13 protein-coding genes are annotated in these 13,458 nt (G+C 59.7%); 9 read left to right on the forward strand and 4 right to left on the reverse strand.

The features are described from left to right. Positions 1-3 precede the first annotated feature (3 nt). Genes MHN28_RS07935 through MHN28_RS07945 form a run of 3 tightly spaced genes read right to left on the reverse strand, consistent with a single transcriptional unit; the run spans position 4 to position 2,236 of the window. Positions 4-483, reverse strand: a complete 480-nt coding sequence (locus MHN28_RS07935) for a DUF6505 family protein (RefSeq protein ID WP_239337775.1) — start codon at positions 481-483, stop codon at positions 4-6. Beyond that, entirely contained in the window at positions 483-1,178 is a 696-nt protein-coding gene (locus MHN28_RS07940; protein WP_239337777.1) for a biotin/lipoate--protein ligase family protein, read from the reverse strand. The genes MHN28_RS07935 and MHN28_RS07940 overlap by 1 nt, the downstream gene beginning before the upstream one ends. Beyond that, positions 1,175-2,236 (reverse strand): Mrp/NBP35 family ATP-binding protein, encoded by a 1,062-nt coding sequence (locus MHN28_RS07945; protein ID WP_239337779.1) that lies wholly within the window; start codon positions 2,234-2,236, stop codon positions 1,175-1,177. The genes MHN28_RS07940 and MHN28_RS07945 overlap by 4 nt, the downstream gene beginning before the upstream one ends. A gap of 132 nt (positions 2,237-2,368) precedes the next feature. Between MHN28_RS07945 and MHN28_RS07950 the strand changes: the two genes are divergently transcribed. After that, entirely contained in the window at positions 2,369-3,097 is a 729-nt protein-coding gene (locus MHN28_RS07950) for a cytochrome c (RefSeq protein ID WP_239337780.1), read from the forward strand. On the opposite strand, the gene MHN28_RS07955 is transcribed toward MHN28_RS07950, so the two are convergent. Beyond that, the gene (locus MHN28_RS07955; RefSeq protein WP_239337781.1) at positions 3,091-5,043 is read right to left on the reverse strand and encodes a 4Fe-4S binding protein; all 1,953 of its coding nucleotides are present in this window, start codon (positions 5,041-5,043) and stop codon (positions 3,091-3,093) included. The two genes, MHN28_RS07950 and MHN28_RS07955, sit on opposite strands and share 7 nt — an antisense overlap. A gap of 263 nt (positions 5,044-5,306) precedes the next feature. Here MHN28_RS07955 and MHN28_RS07960 point away from each other — a divergent pair, with 263 nt between their 5' ends. From MHN28_RS07960 to MHN28_RS07995, 8 genes are all read left to right on the forward strand, one after another. Next, a complete protein-coding gene (locus tag MHN28_RS07960; protein ID WP_239337783.1) occupies positions 5,307-5,861 on the forward strand; it encodes a DUF3305 domain-containing protein in 555 nt (184 codons plus the stop codon). Next, positions 5,858-6,439 carry a DUF3306 domain-containing protein gene (locus MHN28_RS07965; RefSeq protein WP_239337785.1) on the forward strand — a complete coding sequence of 194 codons (582 nt, stop codon included), beginning with the start codon at positions 5,858-5,860 and terminating at the stop codon, positions 6,437-6,439. Before MHN28_RS07960 ends, MHN28_RS07965 begins: the two co-directional genes overlap by 4 nt. Positions 6,440-6,443: 4 nt before the next feature. Beyond that, entirely contained in the window at positions 6,444-7,055 is a 612-nt protein-coding gene (locus tag MHN28_RS07970; RefSeq protein ID WP_239337786.1) for a molecular chaperone, read from the forward strand. Between the two features lie 62 nt (positions 7,056-7,117). After that, positions 7,118-7,306, forward strand: a complete 189-nt coding sequence (locus tag MHN28_RS07975) for a ubiquinol-cytochrome c reductase iron-sulfur subunit N-terminal domain-containing protein (RefSeq protein ID WP_239337787.1) — start codon at positions 7,118-7,120, stop codon at positions 7,304-7,306. A gap of 104 nt (positions 7,307-7,410) precedes the next feature. Then, positions 7,411-10,305, forward strand: a complete 2,895-nt coding sequence (locus MHN28_RS07980; RefSeq protein ID WP_239337788.1) for a formate dehydrogenase subunit alpha — start codon at positions 7,411-7,413, stop codon at positions 10,303-10,305. A 12-nt stretch (positions 10,306-10,317) separates the two neighbouring features. Then, a complete protein-coding gene (gene fdh3B / locus MHN28_RS07985) occupies positions 10,318-10,911 on the forward strand; it encodes a formate dehydrogenase FDH3 subunit beta (protein ID WP_058273836.1) in 594 nt (197 codons plus the stop codon). 73 nt (positions 10,912-10,984) lie between these two features. After that, entirely contained in the window at positions 10,985-12,190 is a 1,206-nt protein-coding gene (locus MHN28_RS07990; protein WP_239337789.1) for a formate dehydrogenase subunit gamma, read from the forward strand. Then, positions 12,191-13,453: a c-type cytochrome gene (locus MHN28_RS07995; RefSeq protein ID WP_239337790.1), complete on the forward strand. Its 1,263-nt coding sequence runs from the start codon at positions 12,191-12,193 to the stop codon at positions 13,451-13,453. Positions 13,454-13,458: the final 5 nt, after the last annotated feature.

Raw genomic sequence — 13,458 nt, forward strand, 5'->3', positions numbered from 1 at the left:
CGTCTACTCGTCCAGCGACCCATGGACGGCCAGGGCTTCAAGCTGAGTTTCTTGCGGCGTGATAACGCGGAAGGCTTCGCGCACCCCGGCATCGGACAGATCCCGAGCCACGGTCAGCAGAGTATTTGGCCCGTGCTCTTCACACAGTTCGGACATATGTGCGACCTCTGCGCGCGCGACGTCCATGGCGGCCTCAACCGAGGGTGCGCCGTAGAACTGCACAAAGTGCTCGGCCAGGTTCTGGGTAATTCCGTCTAGTTCAGCAGGCTCAACCTGCGTGACCGCGACAAATGTCACGCGCCCGAATGTTTCGACCCCTAACCAGCCATTTGAAAACGCCTGTCGCGCTTTACCTTCCAGATCGCCCTCACCCCAGTTGGAAAACTCGAAACCGCCCGAAATGCACCACTCGCCGGTACGGGCCGGAGAGTGGAACACATTCAAATCGCTCTCATCGAAATGAATTGCGCGGGCTAGTTTCATTATCCGTTCTCCAACAATTCCGTCAGCGGGCGAAGCTGTGTTTCAGACCCGGAACGGATCAACATCCCGAACCGCTCGTCCGTTCCCAGGAACACGCCTGTTTCTCCGTATGGCTCTCCGACACCGTTCAAAAGGCCCATCCATTCGGCGTGTAACGGGGCGTTGCCGTCCTCCTGCCAGCGATTGAGCCATGTGAGCATATGTCGTGACCAGCTTTCAACAAGCTGGGTTGCCGAAACGTCCGCACAGCCCTCGTCATACAGGGCGGTGACATCCGGCGTTTCTCCCGGCGCTTCGTTGGTTTGCAGCAGGGCAAGCTCCCAACCGACGACCAGCCAGTCGGGCTCTGCCTGCGGATCAGAGCTTGAGGCCGCACCGTGAAACATGCCGCACTTCGCGCCGTTGACACAAATCAGCCCTTCCCAGCCCAGGTGGACCGCAACCTCTGGCGGTGCCAACGCGCCCAGAGCGTTCTGAAACCCGACAGCACAGAGCGGCATCATCGCCATCGCGTCCTGCAAGGGGACCTCGGGTGCAAAGACGATAGCAACACGCAAGCGATCTGCCTGAATATTGTAGACTACTGTCCCCGCATCACAGCCCAGCGCGGCCATCGCCTGCGCGCGCTCGAACGGGTCTTCCCCGCCTTGCACCGGGTGACCCGTCAGCAAAGGGGGGAAGACCGGCTCGCTCATGCGTTACCCTTAGTAATCATGTCACGGGCGATCTTGCGGAAGGACTCTGCCTGCGGGCTATCGGGTTTGCTGACCACAATCGGCGCGCCACCGTCTGCCGCCACACGGATATCCAGGTGCAGCGGGATTTCACCCAGCAAAGGAACGCCCAGCGCCTCGGCCTCGGATGCGACGCCGCCGTGGCCGAACACATGTTCCTCATGCCCACAGTTCGAGCAAATATGCGTCGACATGTTCTCAATCATCCCGACAATCGGCGTCTTCAGCTGGTTGAACATGTCGATGCCCTTGCGGGCGTCGATCAGTGCGACATCCTGCGGGGTCGAGACAACGATGGCACCGTCCACCTTGAACTTCTGGCTCAGCGTCAGTTGCACGTCACCGGTGCCCGGTGGCAAGTCGACGATCAGCACGTCCAGCGCACCCCACTGCACCTGGTTCATCATCTGTTGCAACGCGCCCATCAACATCGGACCGCGCCAGACAACCGCCTGTCCTTCATTGGTCATAAGGCCCATCGACATCATGGTCACGCCGTGGTTGCGCAAAGGCAGGATTGTCTTCCCATCCGGGCTGGCCGGACGGCCCGAGACGCCCAGCATCCGAGGTTGCGACGGGCCATAGACATCGGCATCCAACAGACCGACCCGGCGACCTTCGGCAGCCAAAGCGCAGGCGAGGTTGGCCGACACGGTAGACTTGCCAACGCCGCCCTTACCTGAAGCGACCGCGATAATCCGGTCTACGCCGGGGACGGCCTGCGGGCCGGTCTGCGAGGGTTTAGGCTTGGGCTTCAGATCCGGCGGTGCCTTCTCGGAATGCGCGGTCAGCATGGCCGAGACCTTGTCGACACCTTCGACCATTTGGGCGGCTTGCTCAGCTGCTGCACGAACAGGTTCCATCCGCTCGGCCTGCTTCGGATCGATCTCCAGCACAAAGCGCACCGTGTCGCCTTCGACATTCAGTGCTCGGACAACACCGGCGCTTACGATGTCCTGTCCGGAGACAGGATCGGTGATCTTTCTCAGGTTCGCCAGAACTGCGTCACGAACACTCATGCGTATTTCTCCTTTTGGAACCCGGCTGTTAGGGCTCTGCGTATCGACAAGCTGTGGCTGCCGCTCATTGCATGTGTCTCCGTCTCATTCAGTTCATTTGACGCATTTGGTGCCGTGCCGTTAGGCTGCGGCATGCGCGTTGTCCTTTTGTGCCTGAGCCTGACGCTCTCTACTACCCCCTCTTGGTCGCAAGAGGCAATTGGTCTTAATGCGCCTGATGAAGTTACGGCCTCTGGCCTGTTGCAACATATTCTTCCACGCTTTTCACTCAAGACCGGGATACGGGTTATTGCAGATGACGCGGGGGTTTTGATGTTGGAATCCGCCCCTCCGGGTGATCCCGTCTTTGCCCGCGATGGTGTGATCTATCATCTGCGGATCGAAGACGACGCCAAACATGAACGATTCCGCGACTGGCTGCTGTCCGATATCGGCAAACGGACGGTTGAAAGCTTTGCACCGGATCAGGGCGAGCCATTCTCAGCCAGTTTCGATGTCGCGGCTGCGGAAACCGAAACGGTGATCGACGGCGATGCCCTGCGTGGCGAGGAACTGTCGATGACCCATTGCGGCAGGTGCCACGTTATCGGACCAAAAAACCGGATGAACGGCCTGGGCTCGACACCGTCTTTCGCGGTCCTGCGCGCCATGCCTGATTGGTCGGAACGGTTCGAGGCCTTCTTTGCCCTGAATCCCCATCCCGCCTTCACGCAGATTGACGGTCTGACCCCTCCGTTTGATCCTCAGCGCCCGTCGCCCATATACCCGGTCGAGATGACGCTGGAAGACCTCGAGGCCATTCTGGCCTTTGTCTCGGTCATTAGCGCGGCGGACTTGGGTGCGCCACTGCAGCTTCAATGATCCTTTCGTTTTGAGAAGTAGTCCTCGGTCGTGACGACGCGAGGTTTCGGGTTGGACTGGAACGGATTGTCCTGTTGCTGGAACTGCGCATTCACACGGCAGTTGTCACACATCTGGATCATCCGCGCTTTGTCCGAGGTTGCAAACATCGGATGCGTGCCCGACAGCTTTTCCATGATCCGTTCGACTGTCGATTTCACGCCGAACAAGGCCCCGCATTCCACGCAGGCAAACGGTTCTTCTTCGTTCAGGACTTGCTGAGACAGGGCTGCGTCGCTCAGATCAAACTGCGGAACAAGTGCGATAGCATCCTCGGGGCAAATACCTTTGCACAACCCGCATTGCAGACAGGCATCCTGCTGGAAGTTCAGCTGCGGCCTATCCGGATTATCGATCAGCGCGCCCGACGGGCACAGCGACACACAGCTGAGGCACAGGGTGCAGGCATCCGTATTTACCGCAATTGCGCCGTAGGGTGCGTTTTCCGGCAGCGGCAAAGGTGCCTCAATGCCCGGGTTCAAAGCTTGCGCCGCCAGCCGCGCGATCTGTCTACGATTGCCTAAGGGCAGAACCGGGTCAGGCAAAGGCTTTGGGACGTCCTGCGTGTATAGAATGTCGGACATGACGTCCGGATCAGCCTCGTCAACGAGGCCAAGAGCATTCGGCGCAGCTATTGCTTGCGCCAGCGTCAGTTCACGATCCAGCGCGTCACGCTCGGTCGTCGGAGCCAGCAGGACATCTACGCGCGCGAAGCCATGAGCCAGAGCGGCCAGCATCTCAGCATGGCCAAAGCCAGAAATCACGTTCAATTCCAGAGGGATTACATCCGCAGGCAAACCACGCCCAAAACGAGCCGCCAGACGGATCATTTCGGCCCCGTGGGCGTCGTGCACCAACAGCCGCGGCGCAGTCCCACCCGCACGCCGGTAAGTGCGTGCGAGAATATGCAAGCGCGACAGCAACGCCGATACCGGTGGGTCCTCGTAAGTGATCGCTGTCGAGGGACAAACCGCAGCGCACTCGCCACAGCCAGCGCAGATCATCGGGTCGATCTCTACGTGTTCGCCAGCTGGTGTGATAGCTCCGGTCGGGCAGATGTCCAGGCAGTTCGTACAGGCGACCTTCTCGGCGCGCGAATGGGCACACAGCGTTTCTTCCATCCGCACATACAACGGCTTTTCAAAGGTTCCGACCAGTTGAGCCGCTTCAAAGGCCAGTCGTTCCACGGCCAGAGCGTCCTTTGGATCGGCCCGCAAGTACCCTTCTCGTTTGGCCGGGGCCTGCACGAAAGGCGTTCCCGCAGTCAGATCGAGAACAATATCACAGGCCGAACGCGCCTTGTCCTTTGAATCGGCCCAGGAAAACGCGCCGCGCCCGCCGGGCTCAAGTTGCTGAAACGCGTCTAGCTGCAAGGTAAACCCGCCCAGCGCCCCGCTGAGCGCTTTGATACGCCCCCGCACAACGTCAAATGCACGCGACATCGGCTCGGTTTCATCGGTGACCAGTACCGTCACCGCGAGTGTGTCCGACAAACGATCAGCAAGCCTAAAGGCAATTTCGCCGGGACCAATGATCAAACAAGTCCCTTCACTAAAGACATCAACGCTGGGCGTGACAGGTTGCGGCAAAATAGCCTCCGCCGCCAACGCCGCCATTTTGGGCGTCGCGTCCGCGCCTTGCTCGGACCAACCTGCCCGGTCACGCAGATCGACAAACCCGGGGGCTTCGACATTCAGCTCTTCGGCAAGCGCCTGGAACGTGTCCTGTTCCTGCCCGCAGGCGATGATGGCGTCTCCGTCCTGCATTAACGCCGCCGCCAGCTCCAGTTCGCGTGTGCAAAGCGCAGTGTGAACTTTCGTGCATTCGGCCCCGCAGGCTGAGGCAATTTCCTCGGCATTCAGAGGCTGAGACCCAGCGCAATCGCATAGCAGTAGTTTGGTGCTCATAATCCTCCCCCGAAAAGTCTCCGTCTCTCCGCATCGTAGGCTGTATCCCGCCCGCGGCAATGTAAACCCTTTGGCAAAGCGGAGCGATTGCTCGCGCAAATGCCTGTCTTGTCTAAGAAACACAGGCATCTGCACGATGAAATCACGAATATGCTACCCCGGCCTACGACTAAGGTCGTAAGGCTCGGGCTTGGCACCTAAGCGCTTTGTGTACCATAGTGGACCCGAGGAAAGACAGGGGAGCGTCTTTCGGGGAGGAGCCAGTGGCCAAGGCCGCAAGTCAGGTAGAAATGCCGATAGGCGTCGTTGTGCGCAAAACACCCGGTGTAACCCGCTGGGCAAAATGGAACTGGCGTGCCGTTGCCGTCCTGCCCGGTGCGGGTCCTGCGGATTGGCTTGAGATGCGGCGCGAGGGCGAAGCTGTCGAGTACCACGCCGCCACACTCCCCCTGACATTGTGGGCGGATGAGAGTGAAGCCTACATGGTCAACCTCTCTGACGGGCAACCTTCCATCTATCTGGTTCTGCGCGATGAGCTGAAGGGCGACCAGCCCCTTAACGCCGTGCTGGTCACGGCATCTCCGTTCGAAGGGCAGGATTACGCGGATACTGGCGAAGAGATCGTCGAGAAAATTCCAATGACCGAAGGCTTGATCGCCTGGGTTCGGGATTTCGCGCTGGAACACCACCGGGAAGAAGTCTTCATCAAACGCCGCCGCGATAAGAAACGGACCGACCTTGTAGAGGACGGCAAGGGAGATGCGCGTATCCGGCAGGAGTCAGACGTCTACCGCGCCCCGCGGAGGATCGTGCAATGACCGAAGCCCGCGATTTCTGGTCCCGCCGCAAAGCCGCCGTTCAGGCGGAAGCCGAGGCCGAGATTATCACGGCCGAGGAACAAGCTATTGCCGTCCAACAGTCGAAGCTGGAAGAGAAGAGCGATGCCGAGATACTGGCCGAATTCAACCTTCCTGACCCCGATCAGCTCCAGGCCGGTGACGATGTCTCTGGTTTCATGGCCAAAGCGGTCCCTGACCGGCTGCGCCGCCGTGCATTGCGGCGGCTTTGGCGGCTGAACCCGGTGTTGGCCAATGTCGATGGCCTGGTGGACTATGGCGAGGATTACACGGATGCGGCTTGCGTGATCGAAAACCTCCAGACCGCTTATCAGGTTGGCAAGGGTATGCTGGCGCATGTCGAGGCTCTGGCCGCTGAGGCAGAGAACGACGCCGAGGAAACGCCTGAAAGGGATGTGCCGCCAGAGGAACCTGAGGCACCCACAGATCCCACACCCGAGCCTGTTTTGGTGGCTGAGGCAGACACACCGGCGGACGCATCAGAGGAGGCTGAAGTTGCCCCTGCCCCGCGCCGTATGAAATTTGAATTTGAAGGATGACCTGATGACCGCAAGCGAAGCGCAACAGATTGATGTCTCGGCCGAGGATCGCCTGCGCGCGGATTTCTACAACTTTCTTGGGCTGCTACTGGCAGCCCCGCCCGATCATATGCTGCTGGATCAGGTGTCTGGCCTGACCGGCGACGACACGGATCTGGGTCAGGCCATTCAGGCCATGGCGCGCGTTGCCAAAGTGACCAAACCCGCAGCAGCAGAGCGCGAATTCAACGCGCTTTTTATCGGTTTGGGACGTGGCGAGCTGCTTCCCTATGCCAGTTTCTACCTGACCGGGTTCCTGAACGAGAAACCGCTGGCGCAACTGCGCAATGACATGGCTGCGCGCGGTATCACCCGCGCTCAGAACGTGTTTGAGCCTGAAGACAACATCGCCTCACTGATGGAGATGATGGCTGGCATGATCGTCGGTCGCTTTGGCACACCGGCACCACTTGAGGACCAGAAAGCGTTCTGGAGCAAACATATCGGCCCCTGGGCCACGCATTTTTATTCAGATTTGGAAGGCGCTGAGAACTCGGTTCTCTATGCCTCGATCGGCACCGCCGGTCGGGTGTTCATGGAAATCGAGCGCGAAGCCTTTCGAATGACGACAGCGTGAACCGCTGTCATTCGCCGACGCCCGCTAAAGGCGTCAAACTGCAAATGGGAAAGGAGGACCCCATGAGCAAGACCAAGGAAGAAGGCGCAACCCGCCGCGACTTCCTGAAACTGGCCGGAACCGCAGCGCCCGCTGCTGTTGCCGCCGCCAGCCTGAGCGGAAAGTCCGAGGCAGCAGAGCTGCCGACGGATGAGACCCGCATTCAGGACACTGCGCATACCCGCGCCTACCTCGACAGCGCCCGGTTCTGAACCGGACGACGTCACACCCGACTGACGGTTGCGATTGGCCCTGACGTCGGCACCAGAAGTACCAAGCCAGCCATGGCTTACATGGCGAGCAAGGGAGGAACGAAATGCTTAGGAAAAAGACCAACGGGGTTGCGAGACGCCCCCAGCGGACAAGTATCCTGTCCCAGGTCGGCGAAAAAACCGTCGATCGCCGCGCATTCCTGCGTGGCTCGGGCCTGACGATCGGCGGTTTGGCCGCGATCAGCGCCACGGGTGGAACCGTGACGCCAGCCAGCGCCCAGACAGCCGCAAATCAAGCTGTCGAAAACATCAAATCCATATGCACCCACTGCTCGGTCGGCTGTACGGTCGTCGCCGAAGTGCAGAATGGCGTCTGGATCGGGCAAGAACCCGGTTGGGATAGCCCGTTCAACTTGGGTGCACATTGCGCCAAGGGGGCTTCGGTCCGAGAGCACGCCCACGGCGAGCGCCGCCTGAAATATCCGATGAAAAAGGAAGGCGGCGAGTGGAAGCGCATCAGCTGGGAAGAGGCGATCAACGAGATCGGCGACGGCATGATGAGCATCCGCGAAGAATCCGGACCGGACAGCGTGTACTGGCTGGGTTCCGCGAAGCATAACAACGAACAGGCCTATCTGTTCCGCAAGTTCGCCGCCTATTGGGGTACGAACAACGTGGACCATCAGGCCCGTATCTGCCACTCGACCACCGTTGCGGGTGTTGCGAATACATGGGGCTACGGCGCCATGACAAATTCGTACAACGACATCCATAACTCTCGGGCCATCTTCATCATCGGCGGCAACCCGGCCGAGGCGCACCCCGTCTCGCTGCTGCACGTTCTGCGCGCGAAAGAGCAGAACAACGCGCCGCTGATCGTCTGCGACCCGCGCTTTACGCGCACTGCGGCGCATGCGGATGAGTATGTGCGGTTCCGTCCCGGCACAGACGTCGCGCTGATCTGGGGCATCCTGTGGCACATCTTCGATAACGGCTGGGAGGACAAAGAGTTCATCCGCACCCGTGTTTGGGGCATGGACCAGATCCGTGAAGAGGTTGCCAAGTGGAACCCGGATGAGGTTGAGCGCGTCACCGGCACACCGGGTTCGCAGCTGAAGCGTGTTGCGCGCACCATGGCCAACAACCGTCCTGGCACAGTGATCTGGTGTATGGGCGGTACGCAGCACACCAATGGCAACAACAACACCCGCGCCTACTGCGTGCTTCAGCTTGCTTTGGGCAACATGGGCACATCGGGTGGTGGCACCAACATCTTCCGCGGCCATGACAACGTGCAAGGCGCGACGGACCTTGGTGTTCTGTCACACACCCTGCCCGGCTACTATGGCCTGTCAAAAGGTGCATGGGGTCACTGGGCACGGGTCTGGGGTGAAGAACCCGAATGGCTCGCTGGCCAGTTCGCCACGATCAAGGACAAGGAAGGCAAGGACAAACCGCTGCAAAACGAACGCGGCATCCCTGTTTCCCGCTGGATCGATGGTGTTCTGGAAGACCCGGCCAACATGGATCAGGACAACAACGTCCGCGCCATGGTGCTGTGGGGCCACGCGCCAAATTCACAGACCCGGATGACGGAAATGAAGACGGCGATGGAGAAGCTGGACATGCTGGTCGTGATCGACCCGTATCCCACTGTCTCGGCCGTGCTGCATGACCGCACCGATGGCGTCTACCTGTTGCCCGCCTGTACGCAGTTCGAAACCCGTGGCTCGGTCACGGCATCGAACCGGTCGTTGCAGTGGCGTGACAAGGTGGTTGAGCCCCTGTTCGAAAGCCTGCCGGACGAGGTCATCATGGCCAAGTTCGCCAACAAGTTCGGCTGGGCGGATCGGTTCTTCCGCAATATCGAGATGGAAGACGCTGAGACTCCGAATGTTGAAAGCATCACACGTGAGTTCAACTCGGGCCTCTGGACCATCGGTTACACCGGTCAGTCGCCGGAACGTCTGAAAAGCCACATGGCCAATCAGCACACGTTCGACAGAACCACGCTGCAGGCAATCGGTGGCCCGAACGACGGCGAATACTATGGTCTGCCATGGCCCTGCTGGGGAACGGCTGAGATGGGTCATACGGGGACACCAAACCTCTATGACATGTCCAAACCGGTGGCCGAAGGCGGCCTGACATTCCGCGCCCGTTTCGGCGTGGAGCGTGACGGCGATAACCTGCTGGCCGAAGGGGTCTATAGCGCCGGATCGGAAATTCAGGATGGATATCCCGAATTCACGATGCAGATGCTGATGGACCTTGGCTGGGATGGCGATCTGACCGCCGAGGAACGCGCGGCGATCGACGCTGTGGCGGGCCCAAAGACCAACTGGAAAACCGACCTGTCCGGCGGTATCCAGCGGGTCGCGATCGAGCATGGTTGTGCGCCCTTCGGGAACGCAAAGGCCCGCGCGGTCGTCTGGACCTTCCCGGATCCGATCCCACTGCACCGCGAACCGCTTTATACACCGCGGCGCGATCTGGTGGCGGACTATCCGACCTACGAGGACCGTCAGGCCTATCGCCTGCCCACCCTTTATGCTTCGATCCAAAAGAACGACTTCTCAAAGGATTACCCGATAATCCTGACGTCTGGTCGTCTGGTCGAATATGAAGGCGGCGGTGATGAGACACGGTCAAATCCGTGGCTGGCTGAGCTGCAGCAAGACATGTTCGTCGAGATCAATCCGCGCGATGCCAACAACCTTGGCATTCGTGACGGAAGCCAGGTCTGGGTCGAAGGTCCTGAGGGCGGCAAGGTCAAGGTGATGGCGATGCTGACCAACAGGGTCGGTGCCGGCGTGGCCTTCATGCCATTCCACTTTGGCGGCCATTTCCAGGGCGAGGACCAGCGGCACAAATACCCCGCAGGTGCAGACCCCTATGTCTTGGGTGAAAGTTCCAACACCGCCCAGACTTATGGCTACGATTCAGTGACCCAGATGCAGGAGACGAAATGTACTCTCTGCAAAATCTCGGCAGCGTAAGGAGGACGACGAATGGCTAGAGCAAAGTTTCTCTGCGACGCTGAACGCTGCATCGAGTGTAACGCCTGCGTAACCGCGTGTAAGAATGAACACGAGGTGCCGTGGGGCATCAACCGCCGCAGGGTGGTGACGATCAATGACGGCAACCCGGGCGAACGCTCGATCTCGGTGGCCTGTATGCATTGTTCGGATGCGCCTTGCATGGCGGTGTGCCCGGTCGACTGCTTCTATCAGAATGAAGAAGGGGTCGTCCTGCACTCCAAGGACCTGTGCATTGGCTGCGGCTATTGCTTCTATGCGTGCCCATTCGGCGCGCCGCAATACCCGCAGGCGGGCAACTTCGGATCGCGCGGCAAGATGGACAAATGTACCTTCTGCGCCGGTGGTCCCGAGGAAAACAACTCGACCGCAGAGTTCGCAAAATATGGTCGCAACCGGATCGCCGAGGGCAAACTGCCCATCTGCGCCGAGATGTGTTCCACCAAGGCCCTGCTCGCCGGTGACGGTGACGTGGTGTCGGCCATCTACCGCGAGCGCGTCGTGGCGCGCGGGTTTGGCTCGGGCGCCTGGGGTTGGGGCACGGCCTACGACCAGAAAGACGGGTAAAACCGTCTTCGTGAACCAAACAGACGACCCGCAACGTCGGGTCGTCTGAACAGGGATTTTGACCGAGGTTCAGATGTTCCGCTTACTCACCGTATTGCTGCTGACATTCTCGATGGCCCAGACCGCTGTGGCCCAATCAAGTGAAACCGAAGCCCCTGCCCCGGCTGACAGGGCGGAAACCGGGGGTGCGACGACGCTTGAGGATATCATGGCGCGACAGCGCGGTGAAAAGGTGGATGACAGCTATCGCTCGGACAATACCGGCCAGGGCAACGCTGAAGGTTTGCTTGGCCAGTTGGGTACGCGCGGTGTGGCCTCGGACAGCGATGTCTACCGCGCGCTGCGCTATGGTTCAGCGGACGTAACGGTGTCGTCCAAAGGGCCAGCAGCCGGAGTACTGATTCAGGACGGTGGCATGTGGTGGTTGAACTTCCGCACCGGTCCGCTGCGCGAATATGGCAGCTACATCATCGGCGGAATGCTCATCATCCTTCTGCTATTCTTCCTGATCCGTGGAAAGATCAGGATCGACGGCGAAAAGACCGGCCGCACGGTCACCCGCTTTGGTGGTTTTGAAAGGTTCGGCCATTGGCTGTTTGCCGGGTCATTCCTGATCCTGGGCATTACTGGCCTGTTGACCCTGTATGGCCGCGACTTCCTGATACCGATCTTCGGGAAAGAGGGCTTCGCAATGATCGCTCAGGGGTGCAAATGGCTGCACAACAACCTCGCATGGGCTTTCATGCTGGGGTTGATCATCGTCACCGTGAACTGGATCAGCCATAACATCCCGAACCGTGTCGATCTGAAATGGCTCGCCGCCGGTGGCGGCCTGTTCACGAAAGGCAGCCATCCCCCGGCCAAGAAATTCAATGCCGGACAAAAGATCATCTTCTGGGCCTGTATCGTGTTGGGCGTCTCGATCAGCCTTTCCGGGTTGTCGCTGCTGTTCCCGTTTGAAATGCCGCTGTTTGCCAAAACATTCTCGATCGCAAATGCGACAGGCATCCCGCAGATGCTGGGCCTGAACCTGCCGGTGCAGATGTCCCCGCAGGAGGAAATGCAATACGCCCAAGTCTGGCACGTCATGGTCGCCTACGCCTTCATCGCCATTATTCTAGCTCATATCTACTTAGGTTCGGTCGGCATGGAGGGTGCGTTCGACGCAATGGGAACCGGAGAGGTAGAAGAGCAATGGGCCCGCGAGCATCACTCGCTGTGGCTGGAAGAGGTGCAGGCAAAAGAGGCCAGCGAAGGAGCGGCCTCGCCCGCCGAATAAATGCGCTGGCTCGCTTTGGCGCTGGCGTTGGTGCCGCTGCCCACTATGGCCGAGTTCTTTACACTCAAGGGCCACGGCGGGCCCATCATGGGAATAGCCACGGCGCCGGATGGGCGGATCGCCACAGCCAGCTTTGACAACTCGGTGGGAGTTTGGACCGGCCAAACTCCGAAATGGCTGGAGGGCCACGAAGCAGCTGTAAATTCAGTGGTGTTCAACGGCACGGCCATCTACTCCGCCGGAGACGACTTCACCTTGCGCCAATGGCCCGGTGGTCAGGTTGTCGGTCAGCACAAAGGCAAGATCGTTGGTATCGCCGCGTCTAAAACCCATGTGGCAACGGCCAGTTGGGACGGCACCATCGGTGTGTGGCCCGTCGACGGAGCAACACCGATGTCACTTGGCCCGACCGGCAGCGGTGTGAACACCGTGCAGTTTTCATCGGATGGATCGCAACTCTATTCCGGCGGCGTTGACGGGTCATTGCGCCTTTGGAACGTAGCCAGCGGGCAGGAAATAGACCGTTTGGTCGAGCACGGCTTTGGCATTAACGAATTGATTCTGAATGAGGCGGACAATTGGATCGCGTACGGCGCGGTTGACGGCGTCACCCGCATCGTTGATCTAACGACCGGGGGCGAACGCGATTTCACACTGGACCGCCGCCCGATTCTAGCGCTGGCCCTCAGCCCGGACCGTAGCCTTTTGGCTGTCGGAGATGGCGAGGGCTACATCATGGTGATCGACACTATAGAATGGCGCATCGCGCAGGATTTCCGGGCCACATTGCGCGGGCCGGTCTGGGCGCTGGCCTTTTCTCCGGATGGTGAAAATCTGCACGCAGGCGGTATCGATGAGGCCATGTATAGCTGGCCTGTAACCGCGCTTGGGGATCAGGAACAGATGGCTTCTGCTGAGCCAAGCTTTCTAAAAGACCCCGAGGAAATGGAAAACGGCGAGCGTCAGTTTGCCCGCAAATGTTCGATCTGCCATAGCCTGACCCCAGATGGACAGCGGCGCGCCGGCCCGACGCTGCACGGCGTGTTTGGGCGCAAGGCTGGTACGCTTTCGGGATATTTTTACTCGGACACGCTGCAAGACTCTGATATCGTTTGGAATGAAGAAACGATAAACGCTCTGTTTGACGAAGGGCCGGACCATTACATCCCAGGGTCGAAGATGCCGATGCAACGGATTACTCAACCCCAGGACCGGGACGACCTGATTGCCTTTCTGCGCCGTGCAACGGCACCGGAAAACTGAGCCGG

Source organism: Ruegeria sp. Ofav3-42 (assembly GCF_022347725.1).
Lineage (GTDB): Bacteria > Pseudomonadota > Alphaproteobacteria > Rhodobacterales > Rhodobacteraceae > Ruegeria.

Coding starts and splice junctions, on each gene's coding strand:
- MHN28_RS07935 (WP_239337775.1), bottom strand. CDS start 483: ATGAAACTAGCCCGCGCAATTCATTTCGATGAGAGCGATTTGAATGTG.
- MHN28_RS07940 (WP_239337777.1), bottom strand. CDS start 1,178: ATGAGCGAGCCGGTCTTCCCCCCTTTGCTGACGGGTCACCCGGTGCAA.
- MHN28_RS07950 (WP_239337780.1), top strand. CDS start 2,369: ATGCGCGTTGTCCTTTTGTGCCTGAGCCTGACGCTCTCTACTACCCCC.
- MHN28_RS07990 (WP_239337789.1), top strand. CDS start 10,985: ATGTTCCGCTTACTCACCGTATTGCTGCTGACATTCTCGATGGCCCAG.
- MHN28_RS07965 (WP_239337785.1), top strand. CDS start 5,858: ATGACCGAAGCCCGCGATTTCTGGTCCCGCCGCAAAGCCGCCGTTCAG.
- MHN28_RS07975 (WP_239337787.1), top strand. CDS start 7,118: ATGAGCAAGACCAAGGAAGAAGGCGCAACCCGCCGCGACTTCCTGAAA.
- MHN28_RS07970 (WP_239337786.1), top strand. CDS start 6,444: ATGACCGCAAGCGAAGCGCAACAGATTGATGTCTCGGCCGAGGATCGC.
- fdh3B (WP_058273836.1), top strand. CDS start 10,318: ATGGCTAGAGCAAAGTTTCTCTGCGACGCTGAACGCTGCATCGAGTGT.
- MHN28_RS07980 (WP_239337788.1), top strand. CDS start 7,411: ATGCTTAGGAAAAAGACCAACGGGGTTGCGAGACGCCCCCAGCGGACA.
- MHN28_RS07945 (WP_239337779.1), bottom strand. CDS start 2,236: ATGAGTGTTCGTGACGCAGTTCTGGCGAACCTGAGAAAGATCACCGAT.
- MHN28_RS07995 (WP_239337790.1), top strand. CDS start 12,191: ATGCGCTGGCTCGCTTTGGCGCTGGCGTTGGTGCCGCTGCCCACTATG.
- MHN28_RS07955 (WP_239337781.1), bottom strand. CDS start 5,043: ATGAGCACCAAACTACTGCTATGCGATTGCGCTGGGTCTCAGCCTCTG.